At 48.1% G+C, this 19,515-nt stretch carries 22 protein-coding genes; 14 read left to right on the forward strand and 8 right to left on the reverse strand.

Annotated features, from left to right (window positions below):
* Window positions 1-32: 32 nt before the first annotated feature.
* The 4 genes from H6F68_RS10800 to radA all read right to left on the reverse strand — a co-directional run bounded on the left by H6F68_RS10800 (window position 33) and on the right by radA (window position 3,870).
* Complete coding sequence (locus H6F68_RS10800; RefSeq protein ID WP_190558894.1) at window positions 33-509, reverse strand: tetratricopeptide repeat protein; 477 nt, start codon at window positions 507-509, stop codon at window positions 33-35.
* 378 nt (window positions 510-887) lie between these two features.
* The gene (locus H6F68_RS10805) at window positions 888-1,571 is read right to left on the reverse strand and encodes a HEAT repeat domain-containing protein (protein WP_190558896.1); all 684 of its coding nucleotides are present in this window, start codon (window positions 1,569-1,571) and stop codon (window positions 888-890) included.
* A gap of 322 nt (window positions 1,572-1,893) precedes the next feature.
* Window positions 1,894-2,295, reverse strand: coding sequence for a biopolymer transporter ExbD (locus tag H6F68_RS10810; RefSeq protein WP_190558898.1), 402 nt, complete (start codon window positions 2,293-2,295; stop codon window positions 1,894-1,896).
* Between the two features lie 54 nt (window positions 2,296-2,349).
* The gene (gene radA / locus H6F68_RS10815) at window positions 2,350-3,870 is read right to left on the reverse strand and encodes a DNA repair protein RadA (protein ID WP_190432839.1); all 1,521 of its coding nucleotides are present in this window, start codon (window positions 3,868-3,870) and stop codon (window positions 2,350-2,352) included.
* A gap of 172 nt (window positions 3,871-4,042) precedes the next feature.
* Between radA and rpaB the strand changes: the two genes are divergently transcribed.
* From rpaB to H6F68_RS10850, 7 genes are all read left to right on the forward strand, one after another.
* Window positions 4,043-4,774, forward strand: coding sequence for a response regulator transcription factor RpaB (gene rpaB / locus H6F68_RS10820; protein ID WP_190432840.1), 732 nt, complete (start codon window positions 4,043-4,045; stop codon window positions 4,772-4,774).
* Window positions 4,775-5,094: 320 nt separating this feature from the next.
* Window positions 5,095-6,129 carry a phosphate acyltransferase PlsX gene (plsX, locus tag H6F68_RS10825; protein ID WP_190432843.1) on the forward strand — a complete coding sequence of 345 codons (1,035 nt, stop codon included), beginning with the start codon at window positions 5,095-5,097 and terminating at the stop codon, window positions 6,127-6,129.
* Between the two features lie 2 nt (window positions 6,130-6,131).
* The gene (locus H6F68_RS10830; RefSeq protein ID WP_190558900.1) at window positions 6,132-7,124 is read left to right on the forward strand and encodes a beta-ketoacyl-ACP synthase III; all 993 of its coding nucleotides are present in this window, start codon (window positions 6,132-6,134) and stop codon (window positions 7,122-7,124) included.
* A gap of 41 nt (window positions 7,125-7,165) precedes the next feature.
* Complete coding sequence (fabD, locus tag H6F68_RS10835; protein ID WP_190558902.1) at window positions 7,166-8,047, forward strand: ACP S-malonyltransferase; 882 nt, start codon at window positions 7,166-7,168, stop codon at window positions 8,045-8,047.
* On the forward strand, window positions 8,048-8,707 hold the full coding sequence (locus H6F68_RS10840) for a lysophospholipid acyltransferase family protein (RefSeq protein ID WP_399313614.1): 660 nt from the start codon (window positions 8,048-8,050) through the stop codon (window positions 8,705-8,707). It begins immediately after the preceding gene.
* Between the two features lie 142 nt (window positions 8,708-8,849).
* Window positions 8,850-9,962, forward strand: coding sequence for an AI-2E family transporter (locus tag H6F68_RS10845; RefSeq protein WP_190432849.1), 1,113 nt, complete (start codon window positions 8,850-8,852; stop codon window positions 9,960-9,962).
* A 24-nt stretch (window positions 9,963-9,986) separates the two neighbouring features.
* Window positions 9,987-10,322 carry a DUF2288 domain-containing protein gene (locus tag H6F68_RS10850; RefSeq protein WP_190558904.1) on the forward strand — a complete coding sequence of 112 codons (336 nt, stop codon included), beginning with the start codon at window positions 9,987-9,989 and terminating at the stop codon, window positions 10,320-10,322.
* Here the strand turns inward: H6F68_RS10850 and H6F68_RS10855 are convergent.
* Window positions 10,306-10,953, reverse strand: a complete 648-nt coding sequence (locus H6F68_RS10855; protein WP_190558906.1) for a YdcF family protein — start codon at window positions 10,951-10,953, stop codon at window positions 10,306-10,308. The two genes, H6F68_RS10850 and H6F68_RS10855, sit on opposite strands and share 17 nt — an antisense overlap.
* A gap of 303 nt (window positions 10,954-11,256) precedes the next feature.
* Here H6F68_RS10855 and H6F68_RS10860 point away from each other — a divergent pair, with 303 nt between their 5' ends.
* The 3 genes from H6F68_RS10860 to H6F68_RS10870 all read left to right on the forward strand — a co-directional run bounded on the left by H6F68_RS10860 (window position 11,257) and on the right by H6F68_RS10870 (window position 14,264).
* Window positions 11,257-12,630: a GH1 family beta-glucosidase gene (locus H6F68_RS10860; RefSeq protein WP_190558908.1), complete on the forward strand. Its 1,374-nt coding sequence runs from the start codon at window positions 11,257-11,259 to the stop codon at window positions 12,628-12,630.
* Window positions 12,631-12,656: 26 nt separating this feature from the next.
* Window positions 12,657-13,019, forward strand: a complete 363-nt coding sequence (locus H6F68_RS10865) for a hypothetical protein (protein WP_190558910.1) — start codon at window positions 12,657-12,659, stop codon at window positions 13,017-13,019.
* A 444-nt stretch (window positions 13,020-13,463) separates the two neighbouring features.
* Complete coding sequence (locus H6F68_RS10870) at window positions 13,464-14,264, forward strand: hypothetical protein (protein WP_190558912.1); 801 nt, start codon at window positions 13,464-13,466, stop codon at window positions 14,262-14,264.
* 5 nt (window positions 14,265-14,269) lie between these two features.
* On the opposite strand, the gene H6F68_RS10875 is transcribed toward H6F68_RS10870, so the two are convergent.
* On the reverse strand, window positions 14,270-15,169 hold the full coding sequence (locus H6F68_RS10875; RefSeq protein ID WP_190558914.1) for an alpha/beta fold hydrolase: 900 nt from the start codon (window positions 15,167-15,169) through the stop codon (window positions 14,270-14,272).
* Window positions 15,170-15,177: 8 nt separating this feature from the next.
* Between H6F68_RS10875 and H6F68_RS10880 the strand changes: the two genes are divergently transcribed.
* The 3 genes from H6F68_RS10880 (at window position 15,178) to H6F68_RS10890 (ending at window position 17,441) form a co-directional block, all read left to right on the forward strand.
* Complete coding sequence (locus H6F68_RS10880; protein ID WP_190558916.1) at window positions 15,178-15,603, forward strand: hypothetical protein; 426 nt, start codon at window positions 15,178-15,180, stop codon at window positions 15,601-15,603.
* 53 nt (window positions 15,604-15,656) lie between these two features.
* The gene (locus tag H6F68_RS10885) at window positions 15,657-16,940 is read left to right on the forward strand and encodes a CIA30 family protein (protein ID WP_190558918.1); all 1,284 of its coding nucleotides are present in this window, start codon (window positions 15,657-15,659) and stop codon (window positions 16,938-16,940) included.
* Between the two features lie 78 nt (window positions 16,941-17,018).
* Window positions 17,019-17,441 (forward strand): DUF1824 family protein, encoded by a 423-nt coding sequence (locus H6F68_RS10890; protein WP_190558920.1) that lies wholly within the window; start codon window positions 17,019-17,021, stop codon window positions 17,439-17,441.
* A gap of 4 nt (window positions 17,442-17,445) precedes the next feature.
* On the opposite strand, the gene H6F68_RS10895 is transcribed toward H6F68_RS10890, so the two are convergent.
* The gene (locus H6F68_RS10895) at window positions 17,446-18,162 is read right to left on the reverse strand and encodes a phycobilisome rod-core linker polypeptide (RefSeq protein ID WP_190558922.1); all 717 of its coding nucleotides are present in this window, start codon (window positions 18,160-18,162) and stop codon (window positions 17,446-17,448) included.
* A 71-nt stretch (window positions 18,163-18,233) separates the two neighbouring features.
* Window positions 18,234-18,710 carry a hypothetical protein gene (locus H6F68_RS10900; protein ID WP_242065452.1) on the reverse strand — a complete coding sequence of 159 codons (477 nt, stop codon included), beginning with the start codon at window positions 18,708-18,710 and terminating at the stop codon, window positions 18,234-18,236.
* A gap of 245 nt (window positions 18,711-18,955) precedes the next feature.
* On the opposite strand from H6F68_RS10900, the gene H6F68_RS10905 reads away from it, so the two are divergent.
* A complete protein-coding gene (locus H6F68_RS10905) occupies window positions 18,956-19,435 on the forward strand; it encodes a hypothetical protein (protein WP_190558924.1) in 480 nt (159 codons plus the stop codon).
* Window positions 19,436-19,515 lie beyond the last annotated feature (80 nt).

Below are 19,515 nucleotides of genomic sequence, written 5' to 3' on the forward strand. Positions count from 1 at the left end.
GTTTGAGTAAAGATTGAGGCTAGCTGGATCGCCTAGAAGCTGGACATTAAGTGATTAACCACTCCAGTTTGCTGAGTGTCACTTTGTTGTTTAAGGGTGCTGCGGGCTTGACTTAGCACTACCTTGGCTTCCATAAACTTGCCCTGCTGAATCAACACTTGGCTCCAGCCTAGATAAGGAGCGGCTAACTGCGGATCGGCTTCAATCGCTTGGCCAAAGGCAGCGATCGCTTCGGAATTTTTGCCTTGTTTTGCTAGTAAAGCTCCTTTGGCTGTGTAGGCTTCAGCGTAGTTCGGCTTGGTCTCAATGGCTTGCTCAAAAGCCGCTAGAGCTTCAGGCAGTTGACCTGCGGCTCGGAAGGAGAAGCCTTGCTCTAACAGATCAGCTGCTTGAAGTTTGTTAGCAGGCGCTTTATTGGCGATCCCAAAGCCGTAAGCAGAGGCGGCGATCGCTGCGGTTAAACCAATGGCGATCGGAAACTTAAACCACCATGAATTAGAAACTGGCATTGCTTTTACTCAGTGTTTTTGCGATTATTTATGTTAAAAAAATTACTTAAGATGCCCCTTGGCCGTAATTTGACTCTATCAAAGCCAGAAACACTGAAGAGACCCAAGAACCAATCTTTTTGGAGTCTTTATAGACAGAGGAGTAAAAGCATTAAAAGCATCAAGGAAGTGTAATCTAACCAAGATTCGGCCTCTGTACACTGAGCTGATAGGTTATTTGTAACCCGGTTTTGGCACTGGGCAAACCCAAGCCCCGCTTTCGCGAAATAGTTGGGTTAACGAATCGAAAATTGTTGTAAACCTACAGGTAACAAAAAACCTGCCTGATACTAGAACCAGACAGGTTATTGAGTTGGTTAACGAATCGATTAACAATTTCTATTCGGCGGTTTCAGTTTGCTCGGATAAACGTTGCAGCGAGATCCTAGCCGACTCTGAAACATGGGGATGACCGTCTTTCTCTAGAAACTTCAAAGCTGAGACACTTTTAGGACTTGGGAGATGACCTAACGCTTCAGCGAGGCGTTGGCGAACTAGCCAGTCTTCGGATTGAGCAAACCGCAGAATCTTGTCTACTGCCTCTACGGCTTTAATTTCACCTAGGGCCGCGATCGCCGCTTGTTGCACCACAATCTCACGGCTGTCTAGCGCTTGAACTAACACATCATAAGCTCGGTGATCCTTCAAGTTGCCTAGAGAGACCGCTGCACTGAAACGCACGAGCCAATCTGTATCTTCATAAAAAGCGCGAGACAACGGCTCTAACGCCCGAGGATCGGCTAAATAACCTAAGGCTCCAGCCGCATCAGCCCGAATGCCATAATCTGGGTCGTTCTCTAGCAGGCGGATCAAAATGGGGTAGCACTCTTCGGTGGGTTTGATGCCTAAGGCAAACACAGCCATTGAGCGGATTTGTAAGTTTTCATCGTCCAGGACTTTTTTAATCAGGGGTACTGCCTCAGCCGCTGAAACTCCCCGTAAAGAAGCCAAAGCCAACATGCGATCGCGTGAGTTTTCGCTTTCTAGCTGGCTGGCAATTTGTTCTAGATGAGAATGAGTCATATACTTTAATCTTGCTATATTACAAATTTTTACACTTTCTCCCTTGCACAGGGGAGTGTTGATTTCACTCCATCCAGTTAAACAAAAGTAGAAAATGCTGAAAAGCTTCTGAGGTAGTAGTTCGCAGAAACTTTAGAGGCCAACCATGACAATATTATTCTTATTAAGATTCATAAAGAATATAAAAATCAACTATAAAAACTTAAATATTTTTTCAGTAATCAAAAAACTTGAGACCACTAATAAAGATTGCCTCGCTTTTCCCAACTGCTGGAGTTGGAAAGGCGAGGCAACGACATGAGCGGAGATGGAACCAATATCGCTAGGGTCTTTGAGTCGCGATCGCCAAACGTGCTCCCGGAACGCGACGCAAGCGATCCATCACCTGCACAACTTGGCCATGCCTGACGTTTTCGTCTGCGTTCAAAACTACGATCGACTCTTGGCCAGAGGGAATCAGGTTGCGTACCCCTACCTCTAAAGCATCTAGTGGAATCGCTTGGCGGTTGAGGGCAATTTGGCCTTGCGGGTCAATCGTGATTGTGATGCGAGTCGAGCTTTGGGACTGAGCAGTTGCCGCTTTGGGAAGATTGACAGGTAACCCTTGAGAACTGGTCAGATAGAGCGATGAGAGGATAAAAAAGGTCAAAATGGCAAAGATTACATCGATCATCGGCACGATGTTAATCTGTGGCGGCACATCCGGTTCAGAGGGTAGACGCATCAGTTCCTCTCGCTGGTAACGACGTTAGAGCCATTGTAGCGGTGCTGCCGCGGTCTACGAGGCTTCGACTGCATCCGGTACTGCCTCTACAGTATGTCGGGGTTGGCCTGGTAAGGCGGCGATCATGGCATCTAATACTTTGGCCACTGGAATAATTTCTAGATCAATATCAGGAACGGTTTGCCCTTTAGGAATGATGGCGCGTTTGAATCCCAGTTTGGCGGCTTCCTTCAGGCGCAGCTCAATCTGCGAGACTGGGCGAATTTGTCCGCCTAAGCCTACTTCCCCAATTAAGACAGTTTTGGCATCGACGACGCGATCGCGGAAACTAGCAGCGACAGCAACAGCCACACCCAAATCAGCCGCAGGTTCGCCGACATTAAGGCCACCCGACGAAGCGACGTAAGCATCTAGTTTAGAGAGGGGAATGCCGACCCGCTTTTCTAAAACTGCCAAAATTTGCAACAAGCGATTGTACTCAATCCCTGTGGTGGAGCGACGAGGGGAGCTATAGCTGGTAGGACTAACCAGCGCTTGGAGTTCTACGACGATGGGACGGGTGCCTTCGCAAGCCACAATCGTTGCCGTGCCAGGCGCAACCTCTTCTCGATTGCCTAAAAACAGCTCGGATGGATTAGAAACTTCTGCTAATCCACGATCGGCCATTTCAAAGACACCTAGCTCATGAGTTGCCCCAAAACGATTTTTCACTGAGCGCAATAGGCGGTGGCTAGCAAAGCGATCGCCCTCAAAATACAACACCGTATCAACTAAGTGCTCCAGTACCTTAGGCCCCGCGATCGCCCCCTCTTTCGTGACGTGCCCCACAATAAACAGCGTAATGTGCTCGCGCTTAGCCACATGCATCAAAGCTGAGGTGCATTCGCGCACCTGGGATACAGACCCAGGAGCAGAGCCTAGAGCTGAATAGTAGAGCGCTTGAATGCTATCAATCACTGCCACTGTCGGTTTTAAGGATTCCAACTCTGCCAGAACGGTTTCTAGATCTGTTTCTGGCAAAACATATAAGTTTGGCCCCGGATCTCCCGTCGCTGCGGCAGCCTCTTCCGCTGAACGTTGCTGCAACTGCACAGGGGGCTGCTTGCCAATGCCCAATCGATGCGATCGCAGCTTCACTTGCTGCCCAGACTCCTCTGCACAAACATAGAGCACCCGATGCTGAGAACCTAGCTGATTAGCGACCTGTAGTAACAAGGTGGATTTACCAATCCCTGGATCTCCGCCAATTAAGACCAAAGAACCAGGCACAATCCCGCCTCCTAAGACGCGATCTAACTCTGTATAGCCAGAAGAAACACGCGCTTGCGGATGATCAGAAATTTGCTCGAAGGTGAGAGATGAGCGAGCCTGCACAGAGGTAGTTGATGAGGCACGTTTTTTACCATTGAGGCGAGCGGTAGCAGTCAAACCAATCGGAGTGGCAGCAGCAGGGTTAGATTTAACGATCTGCTCTTCTAAAGAGTTCCAAGCATGACACGATGGGCACTTCCCAAAATACTGCGGGGATTCGGCAGCACATTGGTTGCAAACATAGTGGGATCGAGTTTTGGGCATTACTTAACTATTCTTAAATACTCTCAAAGACGGATTAATTGTTAAGAAAAACCGAAAGGCAATAATGATGAGAGTTTCAGCGGCATTCAACCGTCTAAATAGGGTACTATCTTAATGATAAAGTACTAAAAATTAACTATCAGAAATCCTACTTACAGGAGCGTTGGATAAGTTGGAAAATCACAAAGAAAAGATACTAGTAGTTGATGACGAAGCCAGTATCCGCCGCATCTTAGAAACTCGGCTTTCGATGATTGGCTACGATGTCGTCACGGCTGCTGATGGTGAAGAAGCCTTAGACACATTTCGCAATGCTTCACCTGATCTGGTTGTTTTAGATGTAATGATGCCGAAGCTAGATGGCTACGGTGTATGTCAGGAGCTTCGTAAGGAGTCCGATGTGCCGATCATCATGCTAACAGCCTTAGGTGATGTCGCCGATCGCATTACTGGGCTAGAGCTGGGTGCGGATGATTATGTGGTGAAGCCCTTCTCACCCAAAGAGTTAGAAGCTCGAATTCGCTCGGTGCTGCGTCGGGTAGAGAAGACGGGCACTTCAGGGATTCCTAGCTCTGGCGTGATCCATGTCAATGCTCTGCGCATCGATACTAACAAGCGCCAAGTTTACAAAGGTGACGAGCGGATTCGGCTGACTGGAATGGAATTCAGTCTCTTGGAACTACTGGTGAGCCGTTCCGGAGAACCCTTCTCTCGCTCAGAAATTTTGCAGGAAGTTTGGGGCTACACACCTGAGCGCCACGTAGATACCAGGGTTGTAGATGTTCACATTTCTCGCCTGCGGGCCAAGTTGGAAGATGATCCCAGCAATCCTGAATTGATCCTGACTGCACGCGGCACTGGCTATCTATTCCAGCGGATTGTTGAGCCTGGTGCAGATGAGTAAGGCTCAGTTCATCGCTGTTGATCAGAGCTAACTACGCCCGCTTACTTTTCTACTCTTTCTTGCTGCATCGGTTTCACTCACTGTGGCTGATTGGATGCGTACCAACTACTTTTCGGCTAGGCTCCAAGCAAGGGCTTAGCCGCCTGGTAAAGCAGTAGACGCGATCGCTCAGCCTTGACAGCTACAGCTTGAGTGGCATAATTTTGGCGAATCTTTGCACTTCCGCAAAATTTGTTGAAGTGACTGAGTAGACTGTTAGTAATTGAAGATGGCGTAGAAGCCATCTGATAAAATTTGTAAGGTTTCTATAACTTTGATCAATGGGACCAACTCGGGCACGGATCGCAATCGATGCTATGGGCGGGGACCACGCCCCTGCTGAAATAGTCGCTGGAGCGCTGCGAGCGCAAGAAGAACTCGGTATTGAAGCTTTGCTAGTGGGAGACCCTGACCAAATCCAGGCTTACCTCAAGCAACATAATAGCTCTGCTCATCTCGAAATCATTCCATCCGAAGGCACAATCGAGATGAATGAGGAGCCACTGGGTGCCCTAAAGCGGAAGCCTAAGGCATCTATTAATGTGGCAATGGATTTGGTTAAGCAGAAGCGAGCTGACGCAGTGGTTTCTGCGGGGCACTCAGGGGCAGCAATGGCGGCAGCATTACTGCGCTTGGGGCGGTTGCGTGGCATTGATCGACCTGCGATCGGAGCTGTGTTGCCAACCCTAGTGGCTGGAAAGCCAGTGCTAATTCTAGATGTTGGTGCCAATGTTGATTGTCGCCCGAAGTTCTTAGAGCAGTTTGCCCAGATGGGTACTATCTACAGCCAGTATGTTCTGGGTGTTTCAACTCCCAAAGTTGGCTTGCTCAATATTGGTGAAGAACCTTGCAAGGGCAATGACCAAGCTGTTCGCACCCATCAAATGTTGCAAGATAACCCCAAAATCCCATTTGTCGGCAACGCTGAGGGCCGCGATGTTCTATCAGGTCAGTTTGATGTGATCGTCTGCGATGGTTTTGTCGGTAACATTCTGCTGAAATTTGCTGAGGCAGTGGGTGAAGTTGCTTTGCAAATTCTGCGAGAGGAATTGCCGCAAGGTCTGAATGGCAAGTTGGGGGTCACGCTATTAAAGCCGAATCTGAAGCGCATTAAGCAGCGGATGGACCACGCAGAGCATGGGGGCGGTCTGCTTCTAGGTGTGGATGGTGTTTGCATTATCAGTCATGGTAGCTCTCAAGCACCTTCTATCTTTAATGCGGTGCGACTAGCGAAGGAAGCTGTTGATCATCAAGTTTTAGATCGGATTCAGTCGTGTTATGGAAGAAAGACGGCTCCTGCAAGTGAGGGAGAGTAGTCGTGTTGCCATCTGGAATTGCGATTACTGGGAGTGGGTCAGCTGCTCCCAAAACTGTGTTAGACAATGCAGGGTTGAGCCAGGTCGTAGAAACCTCAGATGAGTGGATTGCCACTCGAACGGGAATTCGGGAACGAAAACTGGCCAGTCCACAGGTTTCTCTGGCGGCGATCGCGACTGAGGCGGCTCAAAACGCGATCGCCATGGCAGGAATTACAACGGCTGACCTCGACCTGATCATTCTGGCGACTTCGACTCCAGACGACTTATTTGGCACCGCTAGCAAAATTCAAGCGGAACTGGGCGCTACCAAAGCAGTCGCTTTTGATTTGACTGCGGCTTGCTCTGGTTTCGTGTTTGGCTTGGTGACTGCGGCCCAATTTATTCGTACTGGCGTTTACAAAAACGTCTTGTTGATTGGGGCAGATATGTTGTCCCGCTGGGTCGATTGGTCCGATCGCCGCACTTGTGTGCTGTTTGGGGATGGCGCAGGTGCGGTAGTCATCCAAGCCAATGAGAGCGATCGCCTGCTGGGATTTGAAATTTGTAGCGATGGCACCCAGAATAGTTCACTCAATTTGAGTTACCAACCTCAGCCTCAAGAACTCCTGCCTGGCGTGACAGTGGGTCTAGGCTCCTATCAACCCGTGACTATGAACGGGCAGGAAGTGTACCGCTTTGCGGTCAAGCGAGTTCCAGAAGTCATCGAAAAAGCCCTCTACCGAGCAGAACTCAGCGTTGATCGAATTGACTGGTTGCTATTGCATCAGGCGAATCAACGCATTCTTGATGCCGTGTCCCAACGGTTAAAGGTGCCTGCCGAGAAAGTGATTAGCAACTTAGCCCGGTACGGGAATACTTCTGCTGCTTCTATTCCCATTGCCCTAGATGAAGTAGTGCGACAAGGTCAAATTAAACCTGGAGATGTAATTGCAGCTTCCGGCTTTGGGGCTGGGCTGACCTGGGGAGCGGCAATTTTCCAGTGGGGCCGATAAGTGATAAAGTTTGAATCTTGATCTGCTGATATCAACTAGACATGACAAAGACGGCATGGGTGTTTCCTGGACAGGGGTCTCAGGCAATTGGGATGGGGGTAGATCTGCTAGAGCTACCCGAAACAAAAACCAAGTTTGAGCAAGCAGAGCAGATCTTGGGTTGGTCGGTTCTGGCAGTCTGTCAAAGTGAAGAAGACAAGCTATCGCGTACCCTCTATACCCAGCCTTGTCTTTATGTTGTGGAAAGCATTTTAGTTGACTTGATGCAAGCCAAAGGGCAACAGGCTGATTTGGTAGCAGGTCATAGCTTAGGCGAGTATGTAGCACTTTATGCAGCTAAAGCTTTTGATTTTGAGTCTGGGCTGCGCTTGGTGAAGCGTCGGGCTGAACTGATGGATAGTGCCTCTGATGGCATGATGGCGGCTGTGATCGGCTTCGATCGCGAGCAACTAGAGCAACAGATTGCTCAAACTGCTGATGTGGTCTTAGCCAATGACAACAATGCAGGCCAAGTGGTGATTTCTGGCACTCCAACTGGGGTTGAAGCCGTTCTATCTCAAATTAAAGCGAAACGCATGGTTCGCCTCAATGTGTCAGGCGCATTTCACTCGCCCTTGATGGCCGACGCGGCGGCAGAATTCCAGCAAGTCTTAGAAACTGTGAGTTTTGCTGATGCTCAGATCCCAGTCTTGTCGAATGTAGAACCTACCCCAGCGATCGCGGCTGCCGAACTGAAGCAGCGTTTAGTGCAACAAATGACCGGATCGGTACGTTGGCGAGAAATTTCTCTGCGCTTACCGGAAGAAGGAATTGGCCGAGTTGTAGAAATCGGACCCGGTAAAGTCCTAACTGGTTTAATTAAACGCACCGCTCCTGATTTAGCCCTAGAGAACGTCAGCACTGCTGCTGATCTTCCCAGCTAAGTGAGTAGCAAACTAACACTGATGGGCAAAAGCCGCGAACCTCGAATTAGCCTCTTCCTCTACCACCTATTCAAGTGGTCGGTGGTCAGCCCTATGCTGCATAGCTATTTCCGAGGACGAATTTATGGGGCAGAGCATGTACCCCACCAAGGACCACTCGTGATCGTCAGCAATCATGCTAGCGACTTCGACCCGCCCATTGTTTCCTGCTGTGTCCGCCGACCCGTGGCTTACATGGCGAAAGAGGAACTATTTCAGGTGCCCGTGCTTAAGCAAGCGATTCGGCTCTACGGAGCTTACCCAGTCAAACGCGGCTCGGCAGATCGGAGTGCCATTCGAGAGGCTATGGCTGCTTTAGATCAGGGCTGGGCCGCAGGTATTTTTCTGCAAGGTACGCGCACCGTGGACGGTCGTATCCCTGGTCCTAAACTGGGAGCGGCATTGATTGCGGCTAAAACTCAAGCTCCATTGCTGCCCGTAAGCTTATGGGGTACCCAAGCTATTATCCGTAAAGGCTCAGCAACGCCTCGACCTGTACCGTTGACAATTCGGATTGGACAGCCAATTCCACCGCCGCGATCGACAGAGCGAGAAGAACTAGAAGCTGTGACTCAGCAGTGTGTTGAGGTGATTCATGCCATGCACGATTTAGGGCGATAAATCCCAATACCCTTTAGAGCAACGAACTACCACCAAAGAGAGTTTGCGAGTAGCTAAGGACACCATGAAAATAGGCATGGTTCTAAGCTTCCTCACCGAATAACACCTATCACAAACTCTTGGCTTGTTGCCTGTTGTAAATATGAATGAACGACCTGCCAGAGATTTCTGGGACCGACTGAATAATGTGGCACTCGTTCGCTTTTTATTATTATTTGCATCTGGCTGGGCTTTAGTACAGCTACTAGCGTATTTCGAGACTGTAATTGTCACATTTACCCTAGCAGCAGTTTTGGCATTGTTACTTAACTATCCAGTGCGGTGGTTACAACGGTTTTTGCCGCGCGGTTTAGCTATTGGTTTGGTGTTTATTTCTAGTTTGGTCCTGTTTAGCGGGCTGGCAGTAACGGTAGGTTTTACTTTAGCGTCTCAGGCTCAAGAGTTAGTTGACAGAATTTCGGAAGTCCTCAACTCTTTAATTCCCTTGACTGAACGCATCGAACGATTTCTGCGCGATCGCAATATTCCAATTCAGCTCAATGAGATTCAAAGACAGTTTCAAACCCAGTTCTTGTCAGAAGTTGGAACAAGTATTGGTTTGGGACTGGCGGCATTAGGCGTATTTTTTTCTAATTTTATTAATTTCATCCTAATTACAGTCGTTGCCTTTTTCATGTTGCTAGATGGCAGACGGCTTTGGCAATTATTAATGAAACTGGTGCCTGTTCATCTGCGCTCTCGGTTTACGCTAGTTGTACAACGTAAGTTCTTAGGTTTTTTTCGTGGGCAGTTTTTGCTCACTGTATTTCTGACCACCACTAGCTTTTTAGTATTTTTAATTTTACAGGTTCCGTTTGCTTTGCTCTTAGCCATGATGGTCGGGATTCTGGATACGATTCCGGGGATCGGAGCGACCTTAGGCGTGGCGTTGGTTTCGCTAATTGTTTTGTCTCAGAGTGCCTGGTTGGCGCTACAAGTCTTAGTGGCTTCAGTTGTTTTGCAACAAGTCCAAGATAACTTTATTGCCCCACGAGTAATGCAAGAATCACTCAATATCAATCCTGTGATCGTCTTTTTTGCATTGCTAGTAGGAGCAAGAGTGGCAGGTCTGTTAGGAATTTTTTTGGCGATTCCTATTGCTGCTGTCTTAGTAAGCTTATTTGAAATTGATGAAATGAAAGCGGAACCCGCTGAAAAAGTGTTACAGGAGCAAGTGCTCCAAGAAGACACGTTACAAGAAGACACGCTAAAATGAGCCGAGTTTAAGAGGTCGTGGTCAATGTCAGGTTTGGACAGTGTTAGAGCGGATTTAGCAGAGATGCTGGATGAGGCGGAGTGGAACTGGTTGATGCCTCATGCTCAGCGAGATGTACTGCTGGTTGTGGCTCCAGGATTGAGCTTGTTAGATGTAGGAGTGGCGATCGCCAGTGATAATGTAGCCGAAGTGCAGAGCTGGATTCAGCAGAACTTATTAGCTAAGCCGACTGCAACTCAATTGTCTGACTGGAACAGCGACCAGGAGAAACGCTTTAGTGCCTTGATTGTGCGGCCCTACGTTTTAGTTCAAGAGCTATCTGTCCCTTCTGATACTCCTGAAGTTAAGGGAACTTATTAACCGCTGGCTCAGGAGCCTCAGATGTATTGAGGAGCTGACTGAGACGCGAGCCTGTCCGACCTGTCGCAACCCAAAGTATGGCTCTAGCTCCATCTCGCACAGCTTTTTCCAGCGATTCTGGCGATCGCCCAGAGGGGACAGATACCGGCTTAAAATCAATTCCCCGACTACCTAAAACAATTTCACCAATCACTTGGGCTCGGCGCATATGGTAGTCAGAGGTAATTAGGTAAACGCTGTCAATTCCTTCCGCCTTGAATTTATCGACTAAGGTTGTGAAATTGGTGACAGTATCAACGGCTTCGCGATCGATAATTACGCGATCGGGTGCAATTCCTGCCTCAGCGAAGGCCCACTCTGTATATTCTGGATTGCTGCCACTTGAAATCCAAACTGATATTTGAGGATGTTCCCGCGCAAATTCAGCTGCAAATACTTCCCGCTCCGGAGCACCACCTAGGACTAGCACTGCTTGGGGCTGCCGGAAGTAACTTCTAATTTCTCGGTACCCTAACCACAAGACAGCAGGAAGTAACAGCATCAACCACGGAAATGACTTGCGGCGAGACTGAGACTTTTTTGAGCGTTTGCCTTGCTGTGCTCTAGGATAGATAGCTTCCCTCGACTGCATACTTAAAATCGTAAATAGTGTAACCTGGAGCCCCTAGGTCGTTCCTAGCACGACAGCAAGTGATTCCCCAGTAAAAGAGTACCCTCAAATTTAAGCAAACTTGTGGAGAATCGCTCTTTTATGGTGAAATTCTATGCTTTCTGCTAACCTTGACGCACCACTCCTTAGCATGGTTCACCCCCACTAACGAATAGTCAGGAAAAGTAGCGCAATTTCATGGGCGATCGCTGACTGAGACTAGTACCCTGAAGAGACAGTACCCGACAGATTCAGTGGCAGGAATTTAGCCGCATTGGAGGTTCTATGGCCAGCTACTCATTCCCAGATGATTTTACTTGGGGCGTAGCCACTGCCTCCTACCAAATTGAGGGGGCAGTTGCAGAAGATGGCCGAAAGCCCAGTGTTTGGGATACCTTCAGTGCGACTCCGGGACGCGTTCTAAACGGAGATACAGGCGAAAGTGCCTGTGAGCATTACCATCACTACAAAGAAGATATCGCCTTAATGGCCCAATTGGGAATTAAGCATTACCGCTTCAGCATCGCTTGGCCTCGGATTGTGCCGACTGGTATAGGTCCAGTGAACGAAGCAGGTATCGATTTTTACAAGCGTTTAGTTGATTGTCTCCAGGAACATGGCATCACACCTCACGCCACCCTGTTTCATTGGGATAGCCCCCAAGCTTTAGAAGACCGCTTTGGATCTTGGCAAAGCCGAGACATGGCCCACGCCTATGCTGACTATGTGAGCGCAGTAGTCAGTCGTTTAGGCGATCGCATTACCCACTGGATGACGATCAACGAGATTTCTTGCTTTACCCACATGGGCTACGCAGTTAACCAAATCCCGGTTCATGCCCCAGGAACTACCGTTAAGACGCTGAAAGAAGTGTGGCAAACCTCTCACCATGCCATCTTGGGTCATGGGTTGGGTTGTCAAGCGATTCGGGCAGCTTCTCCTGGGCCTTGCTCCGTGGCTTTGGTAGACAACTTTACTACCACAGTGCCATTGATCGAGTCGCCAGAGCACATTGTTGCTGCCCAAAAAGCGTTTGGCTCTCTTATGTCCAACGGTGGAATTATTTTTCCAGTTTTAACTGGAGCCTATAACCCAGATTTACTGGAAAAACTGGGTGCTAATGCCCCAGACATTCAAGATGGCGACCTAGAAAATATTCACCAACCTTTAGATGCCATTGGCCTCAACATCTACTTCGGTAGCTACGTCCAAGCGGCCGACAATCAACAAGGATACGAAGTCCTCGAATTCCCTGCTGGTTATCCTCGCATGCACATGCCTTGGCTACATATCGTACCGGAAAGTATTTATTGGAGCATTCGCCACATCAGCGAAACTCTAGGCAGACCTGACTTGCCCGTTTTTATTACCGAGAATGGGTGTGCCGCTCAAGACGAATTGCGACCCGATGGCACTGTGATCGATAGCGATCGCATTATGTATCTGCGGCAACACCTCAAGTCGGCTCAGAGAGCGATTAGTGAAGGTTACCCACTTAAAGGTTATTTTCTCTGGACGTTTATGGATAACTTTGAGTGGGCTTGGGGCTACGATCGCCGCTTCGGGATTGTTTACACCGACTACCCCACCCAAGCCCGGATTCCTAAGGCTAGCTACCATTGGTATAACGAGTGTATTCGGCAAAACCGCGTTGTGTAGTCTTCAACCAGGGAAGCAAAACTTCAATGCATGTGACTATTAACAGCAACAAACTTTGCATTGAACTTAACTTCTGGGAAAAACTCTGGGCTTTGCAGTTCAATTACACTTGGCAAATCCCTCTTGATCACATCGAGCGAGTTACCACAACCGCGCTTTCAAGTAATTGGAAAACACTCATCTGGAAAGAAGTAAAGCTACCTGGAACCTTTGTGCCAGGTGTAATTAAAGCTGGGACTTATTACACAGATCAGGGTCGGGAGTTTTGGTATGTCACAGATGACAAAAACTATTTAATTCTCGACCTAAAAAATGAGTTTTACCAAAAAGTGATTTTGACTGTAGAACAAAATCAACTTTTGGCAGAGCAATTGAATTTAGAGCGCTAACGGTTGAGCTTATTTCTCCTAAGTCTTTGATGAGTTCGTTGGCATCGAGCAAGGCAGTAATAGTACAGAGATTACCAATCATGCCTTGGTAATATTTAGCACATGAAAGCTTTAGAGCTTGTTCTAGCTTGAGTTTGGTTCTCAGCCTCTGGCAGTTTTTGCTTTACACAAACTTCATCAAATATCGCTAAAAATACATCGTTAGTTTAAACAGAGATTAAATAAGTCAAGCCAAATTAAGTAGAGATTAAATTAAAATTAACCTTTGCTTAACCGTTTCTAAGGCTGGAATTTCTGATTAAAGGTTGCTCTTCTACCATGTCTTCTCCTGCATTAGCTTCTATCTAAAGCAGGAAAATATACCTGTTTTGTCCTTGTCTCATTAGGGTGGATGACTTTTTCTGCTAACTTGCTGAGTCCACGCTTCGAAGGTACCGAGCAACCATGATTTCTATCTCCTCTAGAAAAGTTGTTAAATTTCTAGCGTTCGTTGTCCTAGGCTTGCTTTCCTTTAGTCTGTTAGGGCAACTTTCCAAGGTTCTATGGGGTGGCGATCGCCAGTGGATTACGTCGTTGGCTCATGTCTTTGATCTAGATCGAGAAAAAAATCTGCCTAGTTTGTATTCGGCGGCAACGCTATTTATTTGCGCTCTTCTGCTAGCGTTCATTACTTGGGTTAAGCGTCAAAATCGCGATCGCTATGTTTGGCATTGGGGATTTCTGTCTTGTATTTTTCTCTTCCTCGGTGCTGACGAATGGACTAGTATTCATGAAAAAACCATTGAACCGCTTAGAGCTTTGCTCGGTAGCAATGGTGGTGGAGTTCTACACTTTGCCTGGGTAGTTCCCGGTGCCGTTTTTGTGGGCGTTGTCGCGATCGCCTATCTCAAGTTTTTGACTGATTTGCCTCCCCGCACCAAGCGACTGGTTTTGCTCGCAGGCACGCTCTACGTTGCTGGGACTTTAGGCATGGAAATGATAGACGGGGCCTATGCCAACCAGTATGGGACGCGCATTTGGGGGACGCAAGGCTTAAGACTTAGCCTGGAGGCAGGAGTCTATACGCTAATGATGACCTGCGAAGAAGCTCTAGAGATGGTGGGGGTACTAATTTTTATCTATACACTGCTCTCTTACCTGGGGGATTGCATTCAGGAAGTCCGCATCCGGATCGATGCTGACAGAAATCCAGTTTTGTCTGATCTGGTTGTTGGTGCAGCAATGCCGAATAGAGAACGGGCTTAAAGAATCTAGAGGCTTTGTAGGTATCGGTATAGCAACCCAATCACAATTGCGGGTTGTTCCAACTGTGGCAATACGCCTGCGTCTGGAATCACTTGAAAAGCTTGCACTGCCTCGGGGTTCAGTTGAGCCAAACGCTGCCCTAGACTAACACTCGTAAATTGGGCTTGCTCCCCCCATACCATACAAGTTGGTACAGTGAGCTGTCCTAAATATTGAGCTAAGTCAAAGTAGAGATCACCGCGTAAAAAAGCCAGTGCCGCATATTCAGCATTGGGTTGCTGAGCGGAAGCTAAGTAAGCAGCCACCATTTCTGTAGAAACCCGCTCTGGCCGAGCGAAAAGAAATCGCTCCAGAAAGTTCCGTACTGCCACTTCATTTGTCGCTCCTACTGTGTAAATGAGGCTATCCAGTAGGGGCGTGCGGATTAATTGCAGAGGGAGGCGACGGCCTGCGCTTTGCCCAAAGTCGTCAAATCCAGCGGGGCAGACCAGAAAGAGCGATCGCAAGAGATGGGGCTGTTGAATGGCTAAGCGAATCGCGATCGCCCCTGTAAGAGAAGCCGCAACGACACAGACAGGTTGCTCAGATACCTGTTGCAGAAACTCCCCTAAAGTTGTTAAATAATCAGCCACTTGGTAATCGCGCACCGGATGGGCGGATTGTCCCCAACCTATTAAGTCTGGCGCAATAATCCGGTGAGTAGTGGCAAAAGCAGCATAAACCTTAGACCACTCATAAGCGGAAGCTCCACCTCCAAAGCTGTGTAAAAAAACGAGTGGAGGTAACTCATCGCTATTGGCTGGAAACCAAGATTCTGGCCTGTGGGATTGAGTGTAGTAGGCGATCGAACCTAAAGAGGTTTGAACTACACTTTGCCGAAAACCTGGAGGTTGAAACTGGAGCATATCTTGTCATGCTTAGTACCTTCACTCCTAAGGATATGAAACAAACTCTCACTCTGATAACGGCGATCGCGCTTTCTCTAGCTAGCATTGTTCCTGTTCGTGCTGCTTTGCCCGATCAAGAAACCTACGATTTTGTTACCGAGCGCTACAGCTTATTGCTAGAAGACACAAGAAGCGGCTGTAGCAACTATGCCAATCCTGCCACTCTGTCTCAAGCATCAGACAACTCACCCCTGCTGACTGTGAGAGTTCTTCAAATGCGCGGAGAAGTTGGCGGTTCCCTGTGTAACGGGGTCTTTGAGTTCAAGCAGTTGAATGTGAATTGCCAAACAGCAGAGGTCATGTACCGTGACCTAATCGGCTCACCTGCTAATTGGACCGAGCAACCCTACCAAAATGAAGATCTGGCGAATAAGGTTTGTTCGCTACTTTAATGAGTGGAGACAAAATTGCTCCATACACTTGAGAGAATTGTTGAAAAAGCAGTATGGCCCCTAGAAACTCCACTTCATGGGATGCAGGCCGATTTCTAAAAACGTTGGCCTACTTTGATGTCATTCCTCTTTTCAGTTGCTTACAACGACTGTTCAAAGGCCAAACTCAGCATCCGATCAATTCCCCAACTGGAGCAAAGCGCATGGGTGTGGTTTTAGTAGCAGGCGCAACCAGCGCTCTGGGGCAGCAAGTCGTTCAGCGGTTACTCGCGCAAGGGTATCAAGTGCGATCGCTCGTACCCAATTTATCGCAAGGGCAAGAAATTTTGGGTGGGGAGGCAGACTTGATCGTGGCAGACGTCACCCAACCCGACACGCTAACTTCGAAGACTTTGGGTAGTATTGACGCGATCCTTTATTGTCCTGATACTGCCCTACTATCTGCTGGCATCAATGCCCAGAGCCCAACCGCATTTTTTGATGTACAAAATTTGGCACAAGCTGCTGCTCCTGTCCTAAGCCAGCCTGGAGAAACAACCTTTTTTGATTTCACTTACCCCTCTACAAGTCTAAAAGAGCTTTGGGGCGCGGTTGATGATGTGGTGATGGGCGGAGTGAGCCAAAGCGAGGTGCACCTCAGCGACAGCAGTGCCTTATTTGTAGGCAATGTCTCAACTGCCAACTCCGGTGGATTTGCTTCCATCCGCACTCGTAACTTCTCATCCGCGATCGCTCTAGGCAATTACCAAGGCATCAAGCTACGAGTCAAGGGCGACGGCAACCGCTATAAGTTTCTGCTGCGAACTGAGGAAAAATGGGATGGTGTCGCTTATTCCCATTCCTTTGCTACCGTTTCTGATCAATGGATGGATATCGAAATCCCCTTCAGTGCTTTAGTGCCAGTCTTCCGGGCTAAAACTGTACCTAACGATGGCCCGATCGATCCCAACCGGATCTGTTCCTGCCAATTTATGTTGAGCAAATTTGAGTACGACGGAGCGCTGAACCCTCAGTTCACTCCTGGCCCTTTTCAGCTCGAAATTGCCTCTGTCAAAGCTTACGGCGGACCCACCCTACCTCAGTTTGTCTTGTTTAGCGTCGCTACCTCTCCCCAGTCAGATCACTCAGAGAGTGATTCAACCTCGTTTTCAGAGGACGAAGAATGGGTGCGATCGAGTGGGATTCCACACACGATCATTCGTCTCCACCAATCAACAGAAATAACAGGCGATCGCTCCTTGGAAGTAGCTAGCCTAGAAGACATTGCTGAATTGTCTGTACAGGTTTTGGCACAACCTGAGGTTTACAATCGTACCTTGGCAAGAGCGATAAATTGAGGGTGATATTGAGAGAGCGATCGCCCTAACAGGTAAGGTAAGGATCAGAATCCGTTAATTAAAGCATCCTGAACCCTAATGCAACCCCTGCCAGAGCTGACAGTTGAAGCAGCGCACAAAATCCTTCAAACCTTTACTTGTATCGAGCAAGGCGCTACTGAGCCCCCACCCTCAAATGCTCTAGTTCGGCAAGCACTCCTATTCGTGACGAATCTTTGCGACTATCAGATGTTCGGTATTTGTGCTGATACCCTGACTCAGGGTTTAGCCGCTCTCAAGAGTTATTTGCCAGCCTTGGGCTACAACGCAGACGAAGTAACAGTGGACTCGATCGAGGGGCCAACTTACATCAAATTCAACTCTAAAACAGGCTTATGCTATGCCAGCCCTTACCCAGGCTCTCATCTTGGAGTTTTGGTTTCCTGCCAGTCGGCTCTGAGTAATGGCATCAATGAAACCTATGGGCACTTACCCCTAGATTTATTCCTAGAAGCTGCGTGAGTTTCTAAAGCATCGCTTTGCGCAAAGCCCGACGCTGCTCCATTGAAAGCGCTGCTACCACCTGCCCAGGGTCAGAAGATTCAAACAACTTCACTAAATCCCAGAGTTCTCCATCTTCATCTTGAGAACTAAGGGGAGCTAAGACTTCATCAGCTTCAGGATGGCGACACACGCCTCCATCGCAATTAAGCCCTAACTGATGCCAGTAATGAGTCGGAACGCCCCAACCCCGCTGACCAAAATGCTCGTGATTCAACAATTGAGATTCTAAATATGCCTTGGGAGACGCATAATACTTCTGCTCCCGTGGGTAAGGCACAGTGAAGCAGCCAAAAGCCTTCCGATACTCTTCTGAATCAAGTATGGTGGTCACGAACTGACCCACTCCTTGCTTCATCAAAATATCGCAATAAAGTTGGATTTCTTCTTGATTCATGGGAGCGCGGCCCATGAACTTTTTGAAGCACCAATCTAAGAACTTGAGATTAGAAGCGTGGTGGTAAAAAGCTTGCAGAAAAACTTCTGAATGACCTAATTCTTTGAGAAACCGTCTCACTCCAATTTTATCTTTCAAGAAATTTTTCTCAATTTGAGCCAGACTCTGACGCTCGTAGGTATAGGGTTGTCGCTCTAGCACTTGGCGATAAATTTGAGTCAAAGCAAAGCGACGCTCTTCTTGGGAAGAGTGGCGGCTGACTGTAATCGGCTGAACTTGGTTCATTGTGGGTTTCCCGTAAAGGTATTGAGGTGAAATACCTGAATCGGGCATATGGAGTTAGGAAAGCTTTGTGGTTAAGCGTGGGACTGAAGTGATTGCAGCACAATATCGAGGTAGGGGCGTACCAAACTACCACTAGCAGGAGACAAACCGCTAGTAATGGCTTCTTGTAAAGCGCGATAGGCGATCATGCATTGGCTGGTTTTGCGGTGGGCCTGCAAAATTGTGTCGAGCCAAGACATCATTTGTTCTTTAAAGAAAACTTCATCGTCTCGCAGAATTGAGACAGCAATATAGCGCAAAACCTCGGTCATGTCGTACTTACAGCGCTGACCATGTTGCTGAATAATTTCTGGGTAAGCTTGAGCTAACTTACGCAGGGATTGTAGAACCAGCTTGTCGCTTTGATCGCGCAACTGCTGATAGGTTTCTAAACGGACTTTGTAACTTTGGAGATATTGTTCTAGCGGATCCAACTCGCGAGAGCTGAGATAGCGACCATCCGCTTCCAAAATATTTTTTTCAAGCGTGTGATTGAGAGTATGCATCATGGTTCGGCGCTGAACTAAGTCACTTTAGAAGCACTGCTTCTTCAGACTGCCCTGCCACAATAACTAGCTCAACAGATTGCAGTGATTCTTAATACAATCTTTTTGCCGCTTGTACATAGTGCAAGAATTGCGGGTTGAGAGGTTGGCCTGCATCAAGAGACCATGCAGGTTTACTGAAGAACAAGTTAGCCTAGGGGTAGGTAAGTGCTTGGAATCAACCATCAACAGACAGGTCAGCCAAAGCAATGAATTGGATTTTAAGTTTAGTTGGAAAGGCCCTGGGAATCGCATTGCTCTTTAGCGGTGGCACCGTTTCTACTGCCATCTTGCTAGGTATTGCTGCGAGTCATGCTACAGGGGGGATTCTAGCGTTGCTCTCTATGTTGCTGGTTTTCTTTGGCTTAGCACCTGCCTTGATTGGCGCTGGCTTGCTGTTTCTAGGGGCATCGGCGAAACGACGGCTGATCCGAGAGCGATTTTTTCAAACTTTGCACATTAAGCAAGGCCGATTATCTTTGTTAGATTTTTCAGCGGCAGCTCGTTTGGAACCTGCGATCGCTCGTCGGCATTTAGACGGCTGGGCTAGAGAGTTTGATGCGACGTTTGAAGTGAGTGATGAAGGCGAAATCTACTATGTATTTGCTGGCGTTTCACCCTCGTTCTATAACCGTGACCCACTCCCTTCGCTCAATTACTGGGTTCGGCGGCTAGAAGAAATTTTCTAGACCTAAAATTGGCCTAACGCTGGCTCAGAAGTTTTAGTGCTTGGGTTCGTGGCCGCATCTCTGACAGGCCACTACGCATT

Origin of the sequence: Trichocoleus sp. FACHB-262, assembly GCF_014696035.1 — a bacterium.
Taxonomy (GTDB): domain Bacteria; phylum Cyanobacteriota; class Cyanobacteriia; order FACHB-46; family FACHB-46; genus Trichocoleus.

Excerpts from the sequence above, each read along its gene's own strand:
- H6F68_RS10860 (WP_190558908.1), top strand. The coding sequence starts at position 11,257 with ATGGCCAGCTACTCATTCCCAGATGATTTTACTTGGGGCGTAGCCACT.
- H6F68_RS10885 (WP_190558918.1), top strand. The coding sequence starts at position 15,657 with ATGGCCCCTAGAAACTCCACTTCATGGGATGCAGGCCGATTTCTAAAA.
- fabD (WP_190558902.1), top strand. The coding sequence starts at position 7,166 with ATGACAAAGACGGCATGGGTGTTTCCTGGACAGGGGTCTCAGGCAATT.
- H6F68_RS10855 (WP_190558906.1), bottom strand. The coding sequence starts at position 10,953 with ATGCAGTCGAGGGAAGCTATCTATCCTAGAGCACAGCAAGGCAAACGC.
- H6F68_RS10810 (WP_190558898.1), bottom strand. The coding sequence starts at position 2,295 with ATGCGTCTACCCTCTGAACCGGATGTGCCGCCACAGATTAACATCGTG.
- H6F68_RS10900 (WP_242065452.1), bottom strand. The coding sequence starts at position 18,710 with ATGATGCATACTCTCAATCACACGCTTGAAAAAAATATTTTGGAAGCG.
- H6F68_RS10865 (WP_190558910.1), top strand. The coding sequence starts at position 12,657 with ATGCATGTGACTATTAACAGCAACAAACTTTGCATTGAACTTAACTTC.
- radA (WP_190432839.1), bottom strand. The coding sequence starts at position 3,870 with ATGCCCAAAACTCGATCCCACTATGTTTGCAACCAATGTGCTGCCGAA.
- H6F68_RS10800 (WP_190558894.1), bottom strand. The coding sequence starts at position 509 with ATGCCAGTTTCTAATTCATGGTGGTTTAAGTTTCCGATCGCCATTGGT.
- H6F68_RS10870 (WP_190558912.1), top strand. The coding sequence starts at position 13,464 with ATGATTTCTATCTCCTCTAGAAAAGTTGTTAAATTTCTAGCGTTCGTT.
- plsX (WP_190432843.1), top strand. The coding sequence starts at position 5,095 with ATGGGACCAACTCGGGCACGGATCGCAATCGATGCTATGGGCGGGGAC.
- H6F68_RS10850 (WP_190558904.1), top strand. The coding sequence starts at position 9,987 with ATGTCAGGTTTGGACAGTGTTAGAGCGGATTTAGCAGAGATGCTGGAT.
- H6F68_RS10805 (WP_190558896.1), bottom strand. The coding sequence starts at position 1,571 with ATGACTCATTCTCATCTAGAACAAATTGCCAGCCAGCTAGAAAGCGAA.
- H6F68_RS10895 (WP_190558922.1), bottom strand. The coding sequence starts at position 18,162 with ATGAACCAAGTTCAGCCGATTACAGTCAGCCGCCACTCTTCCCAAGAA.
- H6F68_RS10905 (WP_190558924.1), top strand. The coding sequence starts at position 18,956 with ATGAATTGGATTTTAAGTTTAGTTGGAAAGGCCCTGGGAATCGCATTG.
- H6F68_RS10875 (WP_190558914.1), bottom strand. The coding sequence starts at position 15,169 with ATGCTCCAGTTTCAACCTCCAGGTTTTCGGCAAAGTGTAGTTCAAACC.
- H6F68_RS10890 (WP_190558920.1), top strand. The coding sequence starts at position 17,019 with ATGCAACCCCTGCCAGAGCTGACAGTTGAAGCAGCGCACAAAATCCTT.
- H6F68_RS10880 (WP_190558916.1), top strand. The coding sequence starts at position 15,178 with ATGCTTAGTACCTTCACTCCTAAGGATATGAAACAAACTCTCACTCTG.
- H6F68_RS10845 (WP_190432849.1), top strand. The coding sequence starts at position 8,850 with ATGAATGAACGACCTGCCAGAGATTTCTGGGACCGACTGAATAATGTG.